The organism is Paenibacillus chondroitinus NBRC 15376, from assembly GCF_004000765.1.
Taxonomy (GTDB): Bacteria; Bacillota; Bacilli; order Paenibacillales; family NBRC-103111; genus Paenibacillus_E; species Paenibacillus_E chondroitinus.
Window position 1 is genome coordinate 302,721 of record NZ_BILW01000002.1, and the last position, 17,692, is coordinate 320,412.

Genomic DNA, 17,692 nt, shown 5'->3' on the forward strand with positions numbered 1-17,692 from the left:
AGGGGAAACGCTTTCATTTCACAAATGTATAAATAGGCTGACCAAACTCCCATTCCATCTATTTCCATTATATGAGACAAGCCCAGTGAAGTATACCGCATCGCGCAACAAAGTTGTATCCACACTTACATCTGCTCCTTCTGTAGGCATTTTGTCCATAAATCTACGGTTGAACTGCCTTTAACCACTCACCGACACCGAAAGAAAGCTCCATTTCCCATTCGAAACAACCTTTTGCCGGAATGACCTGTGCCGTTCCATTACTTATCGCTTTCTCCAGTGAATCATAATAGCCGATACTTGGCTCCAATGCACACGTTACACGATCATTAATCAAACCTTCGTCAATCCAAATGCCGATATAGGGAACTTGGTCAGCCGATACAGACATAATGAAATAATTACCGCTTACTTCCTCATACAAACCTGACCATCCAGCAGTTATTTTCCCTTCGTAATAAAACTTGCGCGCATCTCCAGTAGCCTCGGGTATAAGCCGTGAGACCTCCTCCCAGGAATAGGAATTGCCGGCTGTAAGTTTTTCACCTCCAAAAACACACAACATACGCTCCATAGAGTCTGGAAGAAGCAGGCGTGTCCGTTCTGTAATCGCAAACTGAGGATGCGGGACCCACAGGAAGGGGAGCGGCTTATCCCCCTCATTTTCTACGCGATATGCCAGCTTAATTTTGTTAATGTCCATTATGGATATTCGTCTTGAAAAATGGTAGGGCCACTGCGGACTCTTAATGACACAGTTAACCGTCCCCTCTTCGATCTGACAGCTTCCTGGAAGCGACCAAAGCTCTCCATGATCCGGCAGGAGAATAGGGTCATCTCCGCCGGAAGGACAGGCAATAATGGTTGGAAAACACTCGTCCCACCCGCTCATGTCCCAATCCGTGAAGGTGGAGCCAAACTCCGGCTGCCTGAGAGGACGTGTACCTGAATCAAGCAGCCACTCTTTTCCCGTTGGCTTATACAGCATGGAGACCAGCTTCCCTCCGAGCTGCGGGACTAGTTCTATTTTGAGCTGTTCATTTTCAATGGCAAGAGAGAAGTGCCCTTTATATGTTCCTGCCTGAACCTTCGCTGCATCTTTGTCCTTCACACGCATTCTCCTCCCAAAACTACCCGATGCTCCCTTACTCTCTCAGAGCCTAATGAAAACTTTCCCCGCTTCTACTTTTACGGGATATGTTTTCAAATCAATACATACCGGCGCCCGCTTCGCTTGCCCGGTAATCACATCGAATCTCCCGTTATGCTTCGGACATTCGATGATGTTTCCCATGACAAGCCCCTCTGACAGGTGAAACTTCCCATGGGTACAAAACCCATCCGTCGCATAGTAGTCATTTCGATCCGTTCGGTATATCGCGAAGGAACGCTCGCTATAATCAAACCGAATCACGTCTTCCTGTTCAATCTCGTCCGTTCTGCATGCTTCAATCCATTCCTCAGGCGCCATGTGTCATTCCTCCGGTCATTGCAGGTTTCGTGTCCGTGCTTTTCCGTTTATTGGGGTCGGAAGTAGCCGCCGGTCCATAATAATAAGGACGCGCCGTGCTGGGCAGCGGCTTCTCAATCGTATACGACGGATCTTTGCCCTGTTTGATGAGCGCGATCATGACTTCTTTGAGCGCAGCGCCCAGACTGCTGCACGGCTTCGGACAATCTCCCTGCATTTCTTTATGAAGCGCAGGAAGGGCATGATAAGGCACCATCGGAAACATATGATGCTCAACGTGATAATTCATATTCCAGTAGAGAAATCTAAACACGGGATTCAGATATACCGTGCGGGTATTCAAACGATGATCCAAGACATCTTCATGCAGTCCCAAATGCTGCGATAATCCAAATAGCAGCATCAGCAAGGTACCGTAGAACGTCGGCAGGCCGATAAACATTAGCGGTAGAAAGCTCATTTTATAAATCGCAAGTCCGATAACAGTAGCTAAAATAAGCAGGTATATGCGTGCTTCCAGATATGCTTTGGGGCGCTCTGACAGGGGAATGTACTCATTTTCAGTACGATCCACTTTCCCTGCGCAATGCAGAAAAAAGCGTTTTATTTCCTTCGGTCCGCCGTACAGATGAAAAATCTCCATAACAAGAATGCGCCATATCGGTGGTCTTTCCATAAAAATCTCGGGATCACGCCCCACAATATACGTATCGCTATGATGTCGCGTGTGGCTCCAGCGCCAAGGTGTTGCAGACCGCAGCACCATGAAGGAGGCAATCTGATACATCACTTCATTCATCCAAGGTGTTTTAAAAGCCGTTCCATGCCCGCACTCATGCCAACGTGAATCTCCCGGGGAGGCGTACAAGGTGCCATAGATAAAAAATGCTGGAACAGCCCACCACGTTCCCCACGAATAATACGCAAGGATGCCTGTGCCTATGAGAAGCGCGAATAAAATAAGGGTATCCCGTATCGCCGGCCCGTCTTTACGCTTCATTAATTCCTTCATCCTCTGACGAGGAATAGGAGATGTGTACCATTCGGTGGTCACAAGGCCTCTCTCTTGGGCTCGCTGGTTCTCCTTGCCTGTAAGGCTGTAATCTCTTCCTCCATTGGCTGAAGACATCTGAGCGCCTCCTTCTCCGTGATGATTATGCTTTCATTGTACAGACCCGCCCTGCGGAAGTATTTATCCCAAAGTAACAAAATGGTTACCAAAATCACACTATGGTAGATTCCCATAAATTTGTATAATGGAAATAGGCACTCGGACGGATCATGCGGAGGCGAACGATGACGACCAAGCTTTATTTTATGGAGCCAAGCGAAACGCTTGAACAGTTAAAGCAGTATTATTTTCCGCCGTATATTACGCTTGCACATATGTTCCATGCTCCTAACGGCTGGAAATTGAAACCGCGCTCATTGAAGCAATATCAACTTCAGTATGTGGTTGAAGGAGTCGCAGATTATCATATTAGCGGGCACGATTATGTAACGGAGCGCGGGGATTTGATCTATCACAGACCAAACGAGCCCCATTATGTCACAACACGCCCGAACGAGCCTTATGTCTGCATCTCACTTGTTTTCCATTTCGGCGAATCCGGTTTCCCCATCCAACAAATCCTGGATAACTCCAGTGAAATCGGCCCTCATTACATGGGAAATTACCAAAATCACACTATCGAGCATAAGCTGACTGAACTTGTACATCATTACCGGATGCCGGAGGTAACGGACCACTTCCTCTGTCAAAGTCTGCTGACACAGGTTTTGCTTCAGATATCCAGACAAAAAAAAGAGCTCGCTGTCAGCCCTTCGAAAAAAGAAGATGCTAACAAGGCGAAGCTCATTCTGATACGCAACTATATCTCCAACCACTTGCAGGCCGGATTTACGCATCAAGATCTGGAGAAACTGACCGGTTGGAGTCGGAACTACATCATTACGCAATTTCGCACGGCATTCGGCATGTCACCCGTGCAATATTTGGTCTGGGTCCGATTGGAGAAGGCCAAGGAACTGGCGCTTCAATCCGGGCAATCATTTGGCGAAATCGCAAATAGAGTCGGCTACACGAATATCCATGCATTCGGGAAAATTTTCAAGCGAAAAACAGGTATGAGTCTTAGTCAATTTTGCGCTACGCTTTTCAAAGACACACCGGATCAATAGCAGCTTATTGGTGTGTGACCGAATAGTCGTACACCCAGTTCTCTGCGTAGGCGTCCGGACTTTCGCCAGGAGCAGTTGAATCATTGGATTGCGTATAGTTTCCAATTTTGAAGAAACAGCCTGTTACATTTTTCGTTTGCGTGTATGGTACAGTTTGACCATTGTATTCATAGGAAATGACGCCATTGGCTACAATGATTTTAACCGTAAATAAAGTTCCCAGCGTATAGTTGCTGTCGAGCAAATAACCATGCGTATTGTTCCCGTCTGTAATGTAAATTTTGGCCGTCGTAGAAACGCCGCCAGGATTATTGCCTTCGACACGGAAGACAGTCACATCATCATCGGCATCGTGAATTTGGCCAACGACCGTTTGCGGTTTCACCGTTGTCAGATGCGTCACTTTTTGCTTAATGTACATCGTATGTGTTTTCCCGTCATTACTGCCCCAAGACATCAGATTGCTGGAGTCTCCAGTCGTATAGTTATCCTTCATCTCGCGCAGCTCACTTCTAGGGTTGCTGGACCCTGATGTTGACACAGCGCCATGGTTCGCGCGAAATTGAACGGCATAGCCATCCGCATCATGCACAACTTTAAACCAAGGGTCGATGGAATACGTATTTAACGCTGGTTGTAAAACTTCTAATGGACTAGTGGAGCCGGATTGCTTCGGAATCGGCAAAGTGATTTTCCAATTTTTCAAGTATAGGACATCAGATGGAAGTGTTGGAGTTGTAGGTGGCGTTGGTGTTGGAGTCGTTGTTGGCGTTGCGGTAGGCGTTGGCGTCGAGCTAGTGCCGCTGTCAAGGGTAAAGTCATCAAAGCGTACATCGGAAGAGCCCGTGCTTCTAGTGAAAATGACGGCGCTGGTATTCGTCGCCCCTGTCGTAAAGTTGACAGTAAATTGCGTCCAAGTTGAGGTATTGCCGCCAACCGTAACTTCACTGCCGCCAAAGGTATTAGCGCCAATCACCCCTTGGCCGAGAATCCAGGCTTTCAGCGTATAATCGGTGTTTGCCGTAAGACCGGATATGGTTTGCGTATAACCGCCGCCGTTAGCTGTGGATTTGGCCGAACGAGTACCCGAGTGATGATCGCTCGTTGAGATCGCAGCGGAGCCGACTTTCGTCCATCCGGTTGCGTCGCTTTCAAAGCCAGGATTAGTGATCGCAATGGATGCGGCTGTTACCGATGTCACATTGCTGAAAATGAGTGCGGTCGACAACAGCAAGGAAAGCATGACTAAGTAATGAATGGGTTTTAGCATCTTTTTTCGCATAATAATCCTCCTAGTGAATGATTAACTTTTGTGTTCTGTGTTCGAAGCAGTACGCAATGCGGTTCATCAGATAAACAGTCGTGAGGCGTGCTGAAGGTGAACGGAATCTTTGGTGCAGTTGACCTGTGGCGACCTCCTTTCATGTTTGAATACTAACTTTTATTTCCGTGTAAGCGCTTAACAATGTTCATTATAGTTAAATTTTTCCTGCCCCTGTGGCGTTTTTTTTAGATCCACTTGTGTTATTCCTAGAGTCAGCACAAAAAGGGCCGCCCCTCAGAAGATCATCTTCCTGGAGCAGCCCTATTCACCGTCTTAATTCCTAACTAGATTCGCTTGGGGGTTTTTCGTCACCGCATCAAGCTCTTTCAGTTCCTCCTGAGTCAACTTCTCAGCAACCGTTGCCAAAATATCCGTGATGTGATGCGGTTTGGATACACCCAGAATCGCAGATGTAACTCCCTGAGTGCTCAGAACCCAGCTTAGCGCAAGCTGAGCAAGCGTCCAGCCCTTGCGTGCTGCGATTGGTTTCAACTGCTCCACAATGTGGAAATGCCGCTCTTGCTCCAGCAGCACTTGCAGCCGTTTCTCATTGGCAGCGCCGCGAGTTCCTGCTGGCGGTTGCTGGCCGTAGGCGTATTTCCCCGTCAAAAGGCCGCGCCCCAGCGGGCTGTACACGATAACGCCTACGCCTTCCGAGATGGCGAACGGCAGCAGCTCCTGCTCGATTCCTCGGGCAATCAGGCTGTATTCCGGCTGAACGCTTTCGAAGCGTTCAAGCCGCTGCAGCGCAGAGATGCCATGCGCTTTGGCGATCTGCCACGCCGCATAGTTCGATGCGCCGATGTAGCGAACTTTTCCTTGGCGAACAAGGTCGTCCAGAGCGCGCAATGTTTCTTCCAGCGGTGTTTGTTCGTCGAATCTATGTACTTGGTACAAATCGATATAGTCGGTTTTCAATCGTTTAAGACTATTTTCAACAGCACGGTAAATATGGTATCGGCTTTGACCAGCATCATTTGGGCCTAGTCCGACACGTCCGTGAACTTTGGTCGCAAGCACGATTTCATGGCGGCGCGCGCCAAGCAAATTGCCGAGAATCGTTTCGGACTCGCCGGTTTCAAGCGGGTTATCCTTGTCCATCCCGGAGCCATACACATCAGCTGTATCAATCAGGGTAATTCCCGCGTCAAGCGCCGTATCCAGCACTTCTGCAGATTCCTTCTCCCCGATCCATCTGCCGAAAGCCATCGTGCCCAGACTTACCTCTGAAACGCGCAAGCCTGTTCGGCCAAGACGTCTTTGTCCAATACTCATATCCACATCTCCCTGTCTGTTGGTATTAAAAAAAAAGAGCAATCCCTCAAAGGATCGCCTCCGTTTTTTACGGTCGGTCAAACTGCTTTACTTAAACCAAGTTAACCACTTGGATTAATCCCATATTATCACCACGATGTCTAATCGTCAACCTGCCGATTCGTTATTTCAGCACGTGATATCGGATAATATATTCATCCAATTGTTGGCTAATCGCAACGACCTTTTCATGGGTAAAACAGCCGTGACGCTCGGCTTCCTCTATCATCTTCATGCGTAATGCTTCAATTTTCTGCAACAATAGTTCCATCTCAACAATTCACACCAATTCTGTTCAGTATCGTTAGTGTCTTTATTATAAATCATGATTCCGCAGAAGTTTGTAAAACTTTGTCGACATGCTTTGAAGAATTTGTGAAATTTTATTTCAAGATGAAAAAGACGTTGAAAGCACTCTTTTTATAGCACAAAAGGGAGTTCAATATCGATGACTGTTCCTACTCCCAGTTTACTTTGAATCTGCATATTCCCATGGTGCGCTTGAATAATCCGATAACAAACCATCAGTCCGAGCCCGGTACCTTCTTCTTTTGTTGTAAAAAAGGGGTCACCCAGTCTAGGTATTAGCTCCTCAGCGATCCCAATCCCATTGTCTTTGAGCTTAATCAACATCTTCTTATTTCCTAAACGTTGAATAGCGATATGAATCATTCCGCCGCCTGGCATGGCTTCCACGGAATTTTTCAATAAATTGATAAAGACCTGTTTCAACTGGCCTTCATCGCTTTTAACCATATGTACGCCACCGTTCATCCTATTAAAATCAATCTCAACATTATGCAGAAGCGCCTGGGGTTGGAGCAGAGAGACCACGTTCTCAATAATCTCGCAAATATTTTTATCTTCAAATCGGCTTCTTTGCGGCTTCGAAATGAGCATGAATTCGTTTACAATGCTGTTGATTCGATTTAATTCTACCAACATGATGTCTGTATACTCGACAATTTTTTGGGTAGGAGCACACTTGATAAGCTTTAAAAACCCTACAAGCGAGGTTAAGGGATTTCGAATCTCATGCGCGATTCCTGCCGCTAATTGTCCGACTACGGAGAGTTTTTCCGATTGGAGCAGCATCTCCTCCGCTGTCTTGCGTTCGGTGATATCTCTAAGCACAGTCTGGATAACAGGACGATCCAAATATTTATGAAGTACGACAGATGATGCCTCAATGGCGATGCGGTCTCCGTGCAGACCTAACAAATTCAATTCAATAAATGGGATATATTGATCGACGAACTCAACGGATTTGACTCTCTCTTTAAAAATCTCATGAAAATCAGGGTGGATGAACTCAATCACGCTTTTACCTATAACCTCATTCTGCGTTACCGCCCCTAAAAGCTTCAAGCCGATATCATTGATATAACAAATAATGCCTTCCTGATGCACAACAATCGGCTCAGGGAGCAGTTTAATCATACGCCTGTACTCTTCATCCCGTTCGCGAACGATGTTTTCCATCACTTTTTTATGTGTAATATCTCTGCACAATAATTGAACCGATGGTTTGCCCAAATATTCAACCGGAACGGCTCTGATTTCAACATTGATCAGTTGATGATCCAGCCTTACCAACTTCTTCTCAATAATATCCGTAGGCTTCTCAGCTTTCATTAAATCCTCTACCTGCGCTTGAAGCTCGTCTCTTTCATCCGGATGAATAAATGCTATGGCTAACTTCCCTCGCAGCTGATGTTCACTTTCAGCACCTACGAGTTTTAATGCGGCAGGATTTGCATATACGATAACAGATTCCGTGTATACAATAATCGGCTCCGGTGAGTGTTCGACCAAATTGCGATAGCGTTCTTCGCTTTCTTTCAGCTTCACCGCTTCCATTTTACGTCTGGAAATGTCTCTCGCTACTTCCACCAGCGCAAAAATGCGGCCTTCGCTATCCTTCAGCGGGGATATGGTCATGCTGGCAAAAAAAGAATCGCCATTTTTGCGAAGTTTATGCGTCTCATAACATTCAGCCTGGTCATGATAAATCACACGGGAATGGATATTTCTTACTCGGTCGACTTCGTATGAGGGAACTGTCTTTAAGCACTTTTCAAAAACCTCATCATTCGTCCAACCATACATCTCTTCATACGCTTTGTTCACCTGCAAAATATGATGTTGAAGATCAATAACCGCAATGCTGGCATTTGTATGGTGAAAGCAAAGGTCGAATAGTTGGTTAATTTGCTGCATCCAATTTGTCGGTATTGGTTTACTCTCTACCCTATTATCCATGTTGTTAGTCCTCACCCTATCAATAAACGCATGTGTTTTTAGTAACAATTCTATGTTCTTAAGCATTTTCCTTTCCATAAAAGGGTAAAAAGTGATTTTCCATTTCATGGATAATGTCGAATGCACAAAAAGGAGCGGCTCAGCAAGAGCCAACTCCTTTTTTAGGGACAGAATCGTATAAATAACGAGCATATATTCCCAGATAAAATCGATCCCGCCCAACAGATTAGGCCGGTGTGACGGGGATATGCTCCATCCGATTCTCCAGCCAATCCTCCAAGTTCGCAACGCGATCGGGATATTTGTAACTTCTCGCCAGGAATCCCGCTCCATGTCCCGGCATCGGGTCTTGGTCCGTGGGCTGATAGCGCAGGTCTACACTCCAACGCACCTCATCGGATAAATTAGGCGTTGACATGTGCAGACAACGGTCATTAAACAGGATTGCGCTTCCTGCAGAGACCGGTAGAACGACAGTCTCTGTTTTGCCCAATTGGCTTTCATGCAAAGCCGTATATCCTGTTCCTGTATCCTCTTCCCGGTGCCATTTCAGTAAGCGCTTACGGTGCGTGCGCGGTTTAATATGCAGACAACCGTTAATCTCATTTGCATCAACAAGCGGAATCCAAACCGTAATCACGGGATTGGAATTGGCATCGGGCCAATAGGATTTATCTTGGTGCCAAGGTACTGCGCCTGCGGCAACCTTTGGTATTTTGGGTCGCGTGTTATAGACCGGATTGGAAAACAGCTCGCCGCCGATTAGCGATTCAACCGCATCCAAAATTTTGGGATTGCTCATTAATTGAAAATATCCTGGAATCCTGTCCCGCCAGCTGCGCCCATATTTCAGGAAATGCTCAGCCGTCAAATCTTTGAACAATTCCGCCAAGCGATATTTAAAAGGGCGATCTTCTAATTTGTCCTGAATGAGCCCAGCCTGCATAAGCTCCTCCGCAATGGCCGAGACCTTCGTCGTCATCGCTTCAATCGCCTGCGCGAGATCTTCTTCCTGAAGCAAATTGGGAATTACGAGATAGCCTTCCGTGTTATAAAAGTCGACTTGCTCTTTGCTCAAACTTCCGCCGATTTGGTTCACGTTCATTGTGTTCATTCCTCCTCAAAGTTGATCTACACTTATAAATTTAGCACCTTTGAGTTAAAACGTATTTATCCGGCTGTTCAAGGATTGATCAATACTTCCGGTTATTTCTTTTCAGCCAGAACATTATGACATACAATTAGATGATAACCTGCCAGCAAAGGGAGACTGTCCGATGCCAATTTTGACAGCAATGAATCCATCCGTAAGAACCGCTCACCACTACCGCTTTCCTTATGAGAAAAATGGCAGCGAATCTTTCCGATTAGGATATTGTTATGCCTTCCACCTAGTGACCGGCGGCAAAGGAACCGTTACCCTCCCAACAGGAACATTCCCCATTGCCAAAGGTGATCTGCTCTATTTTCCGCCTAAGCTCCAGCATTCCTTCCATTCTGATGCTGCACATGCGCTATCGACCTATAACCTTTATTGCGACATATGGGCTACGCGCCCGGACGCTGGGCAGAAGCATCTTGTTTGGAAAGAAGCCGACTTCGATCCTCACCTGTTGACAGCTATGGAGCCGAATTCCGACTTGGACAACTTGCCTAATCTGCTCCATTTCCAACATCAAAGCGCCATTACCGACCTGTTCGCCCTAGTTGTAGAGCAGCATCAGAATGCTGCCCCCTACTCAGACGCTATCGGCAAAAGCCTTCTCCAAGCCTTGCTGCTAAAAATTGTTCAACTGCATACCTATCTGCCGTTCATTGATTTCCGTATCAAGCCTCTGCTCGATAATATTCACCAGAAAGCCTATATGGGGGCCAGTTATGAAGCCTGGCTGGAACAATGCAAGCTGAAGAAAACACAATTCCATCAGCTGTTCAAACAGGCCACAGGCATGTCGCCCAAGGCCTACTGGACTTCCGTTATCATGAAGCAAGCCGCTGCCGCATTAAAAGAGAGCGCACGATCGGTCACTGACATCGCCGAAGATCTGGGGTATTCGTCTATCCACCATTTCAGCAAGCAATTCACGCTGTATTATGGCATCTCTCCTTCGGAGTACCGGAATCGGCAGCGGTCATAAACCAGCGAAGCTCTTATAACGCCTCCAACAAGCGCTTCCGTTCTGCCGAGCCCATCGCCAAATGAATCAGATGCGCCATCAATTTCTTCTGTTCCACATTTAATCTAGCGAACACTCGGGGTTCCAGCTGACAGAGCTCCCGGATGACGGATTCCAGCTCATTTTTCTTCATCGAGTCCTCAGGGCCGTCCGTGAAATCCGGAAAAGCCTTCGCTTCCGCAAATTCTTGAATGACATGGTCAGACAGTATTTCTAAATAAGGCTTTCTTTTCTGCTTAATAAACGCATTGATTTCTTCCAGCAAAAATTGGAAAGCGTCGCTTTTCTTGCTCACGCCAAAAGCTGCTTCGAGTTGGCCGCTTTGATCATCACTTTCAAAATCAAAGTAGTCGAACAGTTTGCTTTGAATGTAGACACTATGGTAAAAGGAGTCCCCTTTATTATTAAAGGTGGTCGGTTGTTTATATTTTTCTTCCAAATGGGAGTCGATGAAATACAGCTTGGAATATTCGTGGTTGATCCGGTCCTGCCAACGAATGAATTTAACTTGAAAGGCTGTTTGGCTGCCAGCATGAACGAGGTCGAAGCACTCTTTTTCCCCAATCAGACTTGAATAATCCAGAGATTGTCCATCCAGGCGAAGATCGAAATCTTTGTCTGCATGAAGCTCCAGAAACCAGCCAAATTCCTTGCAGAGATAAGCCGACAAATCCTCAAGGATGAAGTCCTGCATAATATTATGAAAAGTTACACTCGTTCCTGGCTCTCCATCCGTCAATTTGATGCTCGAAACCTTATAGTCATCCAAATGGTTCGCGCCAATTTGAATGGTATACGTATTTTTCAATAAGCCGTCTGTATAGGTCGTTTTCCATGTCGCATCGGAAGCAAAGCGATGAAAGGTTAATCGGCCGATTCCATTTTTACCGTGCATCGCCGATGTTGTTCTTGTCCGCTTCTCGGGATCTATCTGCTTCTCCGACTCAAAAAAAGGTGTGAATTTCCGTTCCAATTCACGCCGATCAATTCCGTAACCATTATCCGAGATCACGATATGATCAACACCGCCGAGCACATTTAAATGAAGCTTAACGTCTACCACTGTAGCTTGCGCATCGAAGCCGTTCCAAATATATTCGGAAATCGCCTGCAAATAATCAAATTTACGAAGCGTTTTTTCGATCCCTTTTGAGGATATTTGTATTTTGCCCACAACGATCAGCCCCTTCTACGAGTGAACTCTGCCTTCCTTTCTATCATATTCCAAATCTCTCATTGCTGTATGTCGATTTCTGCAACCCTTTCACCATTGATTTTCGACAAAATGAGGATTCTACGCCTGTAGTCAAGCCCTTGCTGTTTTAAAAAAGAATTAACACACGGTTAACGTTCCACGAATAATCGAATGTTACCCTTAAGGTATCTAGGAACTACAGGAGGGATTCTTATGCGCCTCGCGTTGTTTACCGATACCTACGTTCCTCAAATGAATGGCGTTGCACTCACGTTAGGACGTCTTACGGATTATTTAAATCGCCGTGGTGTTGAGCACCTCGTGTTCACGCCGAAATGCACCGATGAAATGGCTTACTCCGAACTGATTCGCCCCGTACCTTCCGTTCCTTTTTTTCTCTACCCCGAATGCCGGATTGCCTTGCCCAACATTATTTCTCTGCGTTCTGAGCTTGACCGCTTCCGGCCCCATCTGCTCCATATGGCAACTCCGTTTAACATTGGTTTGTGCGGTCTCCACTATGCCCGCAAGCATCGGATTTCGCACGTAGCCTCCTATCACACCCACTTTGATCGCTATTTAACCTACTATCGAATGAAAAGAGCCGTTCCGTTGTATTGGACATACATGAAATGGTTTCACCAATCTTGTGACGCCACTTTCGTCCCTTCGACCGATACGATGCAGCACCTGCATGCCCAAGGCTTTGACCGCATGCTTTTGTGGTCCAGAGGTGTTGATTGTGCGCTCTATACCCCCGATAAGCACACGATCGCAGTTCGTGAGCGTTACGGAATTACAGCCCCTTACCTCCTCCTCTATGTGGGGCGCATCGCCCCGGAGAAAGATATAGATACCTTATCGGCCGTCATGCGTACTTTGCCTGATTCACTGAAAGAGCGTGTTCACTGGCTCATCGTAGGAGACGGACCGCAACTGGAGGAACTGCGCGAGCAAGCTCCGAACAATGTGACATTTGCCGGTTACAAGCAAGGGGAAGAGCTTGCAGAAATCTATGCCTCATCCGATCTCTTCTTCTTCCCTTCCAGTACCGAAACATTTGGCAATGTCGTCCAAGAAGCGATGGCCTCCGGCCTTCCTGTTATTGCCGCAAATAGCGGTGGCGTGCGGGATATGATTGTTCCCGGACAGACGGGAACTTTATGTGAGCCCCGCCAGCCGGAATCTTTCATTCAAGCTATTGATGCTTTCATCAATGCCCCGGAACAATGGGCAGATTTTCGAAAAGCAGCAAGAGGATTTGCCCTTGGACGCTCATGGGACGCTATCTTCGACAGATTGCTGGAGGATTACGAACAAATTATCGATGCTCGCCGAATTGGAAGTAAACTGGGATTCTATACAGCTTAAAGGAGGGGACATCCATGCGAATAACATTAGTCGGAACAGGATATGTGGGCTTGGTTGCTGCTGTGTGCTTTGCGAAACTGGGGCACGAAGTCATTGCCGTTGACCGTGAGCCCGTCATTCGCGGGCTGAAGGAAAATAAGCTGACTGTATGGGAACCTCAGCTGGAGCCAGAGCTGGCCGATGTCTATGCAAAAAGGTTATTGAGCTTCGAAACAGATCTGGTCCGAGCCTCATCGGACACGGACGCTTTGATGATTGCCGTAGGCACGCCTACGCGATCAGACGGTCATGCGGATCTGGGTCATGTGCATGAAGTGCTGTCTCACTTGATGCAAGCCGGCACCTGTCCTCCTCTTGTGATCATAAAAAGTACCGTTCCCGTAGGCACCTGCGATGAACTGGAAGCTACTTTGCTGGCGGCTGGCCTTCATACAGAAGTCGCCTTTAACCCTGAATTTTTAAGGCAAGGCAGCGCCTTCAAAGACTTCATGGAACCCGATCGCATCGTATTCGGTTGTAAAACGCCGCAAGCCGAATCCCTGCTTCGCCAATTATATGAGGGGATCGAGGCTCCTGTTCATGTCTGCGACAGGCGAAGCGCCGAACTCATCAAATATGCATCGAACGCCTTTCTTGCGATGAAAATCTCATTCGCGAACATGATGTCCGATGTGTGTGAGGGCTATGGCGCAGATATCCGCCATGTGATGAGCGGAGTTGGCGCCGATCAGCGCATCGGGCTTGAATTCCTGTCCGCAGGCGTTGGTTATGGAGGCTCCTGCTTCTCCAAAGATTTGCAGTCCCTGCTGACGACCGGGAAGCTGATCGGCAGCTCGCTTCCGATTTTGGAAGCAGTCGCCAAAGTCAATGACCAGCGCATTCCAAGGATGATCGCCAAACTTATCTCGCTTTGGGGCAATCCTTTAGGCAAACGTCTCTGCGTATTAGGCATCTCATTCAAGCCAAATACCAATGATGTTCGCGACGCGCCATTTCTCACCTTATTAGCTCAGTGTGAGCGCCATGGCATCGAGGTTCAAGCTTTCGATCCTGTCGTCAGACAAGTTGGAGCCAAAACCGTTCACGTGATGGATTCCCCTTATGCTGCAGCCGCTCAGGCTGATGCTATTATGATCATGACGGAATGGCCGCAGTTCGCTGAACTCGATTGGCCTTACCTGCTTCACCTTATGCGTCGGCCTTATGTGCTTGACGGTCGGAATCTCTTGCCAAGCCAAATCATCTCACAAATAGTTGAAGTTGATGGGGCTATCTATATGCCGGTAGGAAGGTCAATGGAGTGCAGCCCCAACCCTTGGGCAGGAGTCTCCTCGCCGGAATAAACGAAATAAACCCCAGTCCTCCGAAATAGGACTGGGGTTTTTCCGCTCCGCCATACGGCTATCTGCTTTCAACTTCCACAAAAGTAACATGCTCAACAGATTTCAACGAAGCATAGATATCTGTTGCCTGCACTTTTTCGTACGTCAGCAGCTTTAATTCCATTTGATTAGAGCTGCCTTCTACATCCTTTACTTTCACGCGTTCAATCTGAATATTTAGTTCTTTTAGCCTTTTGAAAATCCGGTTGGGATCCTGACTTTCATGACAGATGATTCGTACTTCCAAATAACGTTGTTTGAGAGAGCGGGGGCCGATCCACTTAATTATAATTGGGAAAAAATTGACAGAAAAAATGATGAAAATGACGGCTACGAGTGCCTGCATATAATATCCAGCACCGGTTGCAATGCCAAGCGCAGATGCTGACCACACCATTGAGGCTGTCGTTAAACCGGAAATTTCATCATTGTTTTTTCTTAAAATGACGCCTGCGCCCAAGAAACCGACGCCGCTGATAATTTGTGCAGCAAGCCGCATGGGGTCCATGTTGGTATGACCTGGAATAGAAAATCGGCTTACGGATTCAATCGAAACCATCGTAATTAAGCAGCTGGCAACAGCAATAACCATGTTTGTTTTCATGCCTACTGGCTTATGTTTCAATTGGCGATCAATACCGATTAACATGCCAAGAAATAAAGCAATGCCTAACTTAATAACAAAGGGAGATATCAACACTGTGTTTCTCCTCTCAACATGCCCCCGTCTATAGTGCGGGACTTGTTATACAGATACGGGAAGACCGTTTAATACCGCGTCAATTTCAACGTAAGGATAACCATGCGCTTCAGCAACAGCTTTATACGTGACTTTCCCTTCAATTGTATTAAATCCTTTGGCTAAATCTTGATGCTGCAACCCGGCTTCGCGATAGCCTTTATTGGCAATTTGCAAGCCATAACCTACGGTCACGTTCGTTAAAGCAACCGTCGATGTCTGTGCGACCGCGCCAGGCATATTGGCAACTGCATAATGCACAACACCATGTTTCACGTAGGTCGGATTGCTGTGTGTCGTAATCCGGTCGATAGTCTCTATCGAGCCGCCTTGATCAATGGCTACGTCCACAATAACGGAACCCGGTTTCATCGTTTTGACGGCGGCTTCGGTTACCAGGCGCGGTGCTCTGCTGCCCGGGATCAACACGGCGCCGATCAGCAGATCCGCTTTCTTAACCGCCTCGGCAATATTGCTGCCATGCGACATCAACGTGCGCAGCCGTCCTTGGAACTGATCATCCAATTGGCGCAGCCGCTCTGGATTTACATCCAGCAGCGTAACGCTCGCTCCTAGACCCACCGCCATTTTCGCCGCTTGCGTACCCACCACGCCCCCACCGATAATGACGACTTCAGCTGGCGCTACCCCTGGAACTCCGCCAAGAAGAATACCTTTTCCACCCTTGGACTTTTCCAAAAATTGTGCGCCGATTTGTATAGACATTCTGCCGGCTACTTCACTCATCGGGGTCAGAAGCGGAAGGGAACCGTTATTTAGTTGAATCGTTTCATATGCGATTGCGACGACTTTCTTGTCCGTTAACGCCCGGGTCAACTCGGACTCTGCCGCTAGATGCAGATAAGTGAACAGAATCAAACCTTCCCGGAAAAACCCATACTCCTCTGCCAGTGGTTCTTTTACTTTAAGCACCATATCCGCCGACCAAGCATCCGCAGCCGTAGGTACGATTATGGCGCCTGCCGTCAAATATTCCTCATCCTCGAAGCCGCTCCCCAAACCAGCGCCGGCTTCAATCCAAACCTCATGTCCGTAATGTTTAAAAGTGGCCACACCCGCAGGTGTAATCCCAACTCGATTTTCATTGTTTTTAATTTCTTTCGGCACACCAATAATCATATTCTCACCTCTCCTTCGCCTATGTCCAAAATTGTTCTTGCTGTATGGCATCAACAAGACGAATCATATCAACCGCTTCCACTTCACCGATGTTGCCGATTCGGAACGTGTTGGCGTTCGTAATTTTCCCCGGATAAATCACAAAACCTCTGCGCTTCAACTTCTCATATAACGTTTGGAACTGGAACTGATCGCTTTCCGGATACAGGAAGGAAGTGATGATCGGCGATTGCAGCGCCTCCGGCAGCAAGGTCTCAAAACCGAGGACCTTCATTCCTTTGACGAGTGCCCGCTGGCTTGTTTTGTAACGATTGTATCTGGCGACAACGCCACCTTCATCCGCCAGTTCTTTCAATGCTTCATAGAAAGCACGGACAACGTGAGTTGGCGATGTAAAACGCCATTTTCCATTGTAATTCTCCATTTTATCCCATTGGTCAAACAAATCGAGGGAATGGGAACGCGCCCATCCGGCGCACTTTTTCATTTCATCAATTTTGGCGATAATAAAACCAAATCCGGGAACACCCTGGATACATTTGTTAGCGCTGCTGATCAAGAAATCGATCTGCAGTTCCGCGATATCCATTGGAATTCCGCCGAAGGAGCTCATGGCATCTACGATATAAGTTTTGTTATATTTTTTGACAATGCGGCCAACAGCTTCTATCGGGTTCAACATGCCTGTCGTCGTCTCGCAATGAACAACAGCCACATGTGTGATATCCGTTTCTTTGCGAAGCGTATATTCAAGTTGATCCAAGTCTGGAGGATGAACCTCCCCGTTATCCAAGAGAACGAGCGGTATATTCAGCATTTTCGCCATTTGGGCCATCCGTTGGCCATAAGCGCCATTTGCCATAACCAGAATATTGCCATCCTGTGGAATAACGCTTCCGATCACCGATTCTACACAAAATGAACCGCTGCCCTGCATAAGAACGGAGGTATAAAGCGAAGTCTCCTTGGTCGCTAATTGGACAAGTTTAGTGCGAATATCCTGCACAATTCGATTATAATCATCATCCCATGTACACCAGTCTTTCAGCATCGCCGCTTTTACCCTTTTGCTCGTCGAGAGGGGGCCAGGCGTCAAAAGCAAATACGGGTTATCCTCAATCAAATCAATATTCATC

The 17,692-nt window shown here is 47.1% G+C and carries 16 protein-coding genes; 4 read left to right on the top strand and 12 right to left on the bottom strand.

The window, feature by feature from the left end; translation table 11 throughout:
* Positions 1-163: 163 nt before the first annotated feature.
* Genes PCH02S_RS03835 through PCH02S_RS03845 form a run of 3 tightly spaced genes read right to left on the bottom strand, consistent with a single transcriptional unit; the run spans position 164 to position 2,600 of the window.
* The gene (locus PCH02S_RS03835; RefSeq protein WP_127450239.1) at positions 164-1,111 is read right to left on the bottom strand and encodes an aldose epimerase family protein; all 948 of its coding nucleotides are present in this window, start codon (positions 1,109-1,111) and stop codon (positions 164-166) included.
* Between the two features lie 42 nt (positions 1,112-1,153).
* Complete coding sequence (locus PCH02S_RS03840) at positions 1,154-1,471, bottom strand: MocE family 2Fe-2S type ferredoxin (protein ID WP_127450241.1); 318 nt, start codon at positions 1,469-1,471, stop codon at positions 1,154-1,156.
* Positions 1,461-2,600 (bottom strand): fatty acid desaturase family protein, encoded by a 1,140-nt coding sequence (locus tag PCH02S_RS03845; protein ID WP_127450242.1) that lies wholly within the window; start codon positions 2,598-2,600, stop codon positions 1,461-1,463. The genes PCH02S_RS03840 and PCH02S_RS03845 overlap by 11 nt, the downstream gene beginning before the upstream one ends.
* 167 nt (positions 2,601-2,767) lie before the next feature.
* Here PCH02S_RS03845 and PCH02S_RS03850 point away from each other — a divergent pair, with 167 nt between their 5' ends.
* A complete protein-coding gene (locus PCH02S_RS03850; protein ID WP_127450244.1) occupies positions 2,768-3,652 on the top strand; it encodes a helix-turn-helix domain-containing protein in 885 nt (294 codons plus the stop codon).
* 4 nt (positions 3,653-3,656) lie between these two features.
* Here the strand turns inward: PCH02S_RS03850 and PCH02S_RS03855 are convergent, their stop codons facing one another.
* From PCH02S_RS03855 to PCH02S_RS03875, 5 genes are all read right to left on the bottom strand, one after another.
* A complete protein-coding gene (locus PCH02S_RS03855) occupies positions 3,657-4,934 on the bottom strand; it encodes a polysaccharide lyase family 7 protein (RefSeq protein WP_127450246.1) in 1,278 nt (425 codons plus the stop codon).
* 315 nt (positions 4,935-5,249) lie between these two features.
* The gene (locus PCH02S_RS03860; RefSeq protein ID WP_127450248.1) at positions 5,250-6,251 is read right to left on the bottom strand and encodes an aldo/keto reductase; all 1,002 of its coding nucleotides are present in this window, start codon (positions 6,249-6,251) and stop codon (positions 5,250-5,252) included.
* Between the two features lie 163 nt (positions 6,252-6,414).
* Positions 6,415-6,561 carry an aspartyl-phosphate phosphatase Spo0E family protein gene (locus tag PCH02S_RS03865; RefSeq protein WP_127450250.1) on the bottom strand — a complete coding sequence of 49 codons (147 nt, stop codon included), beginning with the start codon at positions 6,559-6,561 and terminating at the stop codon, positions 6,415-6,417.
* 149 nt (positions 6,562-6,710) lie between these two features.
* Positions 6,711-8,552, bottom strand: coding sequence for a PAS domain-containing sensor histidine kinase (locus PCH02S_RS03870; protein WP_164819426.1), 1,842 nt, complete (start codon positions 8,550-8,552; stop codon positions 6,711-6,713).
* A 226-nt stretch (positions 8,553-8,778) separates the two neighbouring features.
* Complete coding sequence (locus tag PCH02S_RS03875; protein WP_164819427.1) at positions 8,779-9,657, bottom strand: phytanoyl-CoA dioxygenase family protein; 879 nt, start codon at positions 9,655-9,657, stop codon at positions 8,779-8,781.
* A gap of 172 nt (positions 9,658-9,829) precedes the next feature.
* On the opposite strand from PCH02S_RS03875, the gene PCH02S_RS03880 reads away from it, so the two are divergent.
* The gene (locus PCH02S_RS03880; protein WP_127450256.1) at positions 9,830-10,690 is read left to right on the top strand and encodes an AraC family transcriptional regulator; all 861 of its coding nucleotides are present in this window, start codon (positions 9,830-9,832) and stop codon (positions 10,688-10,690) included.
* A 13-nt stretch (positions 10,691-10,703) separates the two neighbouring features.
* Here PCH02S_RS03880 and PCH02S_RS03885 read toward each other — a convergent pair whose 3' ends face one another.
* On the bottom strand, positions 10,704-11,903 hold the full coding sequence (locus PCH02S_RS03885) for an ATP-binding protein (protein ID WP_164819428.1): 1,200 nt from the start codon (positions 11,901-11,903) through the stop codon (positions 10,704-10,706).
* Positions 11,904-12,137: 234 nt separating this feature from the next.
* On the opposite strand from PCH02S_RS03885, the gene PCH02S_RS03890 reads away from it, so the two are divergent.
* Both PCH02S_RS03890 and PCH02S_RS03895 read left to right on the top strand, forming a co-directional pair.
* Complete coding sequence (locus PCH02S_RS03890; RefSeq protein WP_127450260.1) at positions 12,138-13,295, top strand: glycosyltransferase family 4 protein; 1,158 nt, start codon at positions 12,138-12,140, stop codon at positions 13,293-13,295.
* 14 nt (positions 13,296-13,309) lie between these two features.
* Positions 13,310-14,638, top strand: coding sequence for a UDP-glucose dehydrogenase family protein (locus PCH02S_RS03895; RefSeq protein ID WP_127450262.1), 1,329 nt, complete (start codon positions 13,310-13,312; stop codon positions 14,636-14,638).
* A 58-nt stretch (positions 14,639-14,696) separates the two neighbouring features.
* Here the strand turns inward: PCH02S_RS03895 and PCH02S_RS03900 are convergent, their stop codons facing one another.
* From PCH02S_RS03900 to phnW, 3 genes are read right to left on the bottom strand one after another with little or no spacing between them, the layout of a single operon-like run.
* A complete protein-coding gene (locus PCH02S_RS03900; RefSeq protein WP_127450533.1) occupies positions 14,697-15,374 on the bottom strand; it encodes an MgtC/SapB family protein in 678 nt (225 codons plus the stop codon).
* 48 nt (positions 15,375-15,422) lie between these two features.
* Positions 15,423-16,556 carry an alanine dehydrogenase gene (ald, locus tag PCH02S_RS03905; protein WP_127450264.1) on the bottom strand — a complete coding sequence of 378 codons (1,134 nt, stop codon included), beginning with the start codon at positions 16,554-16,556 and terminating at the stop codon, positions 15,423-15,425.
* Positions 16,557-16,575: 19 nt separating this feature from the next.
* Positions 16,576-17,676, bottom strand: a complete 1,101-nt coding sequence (phnW, locus tag PCH02S_RS03910) for a 2-aminoethylphosphonate--pyruvate transaminase (RefSeq protein WP_218033143.1) — start codon at positions 17,674-17,676, stop codon at positions 16,576-16,578.
* Between the last annotated feature and the right edge of the window lie 16 nt (positions 17,677-17,692).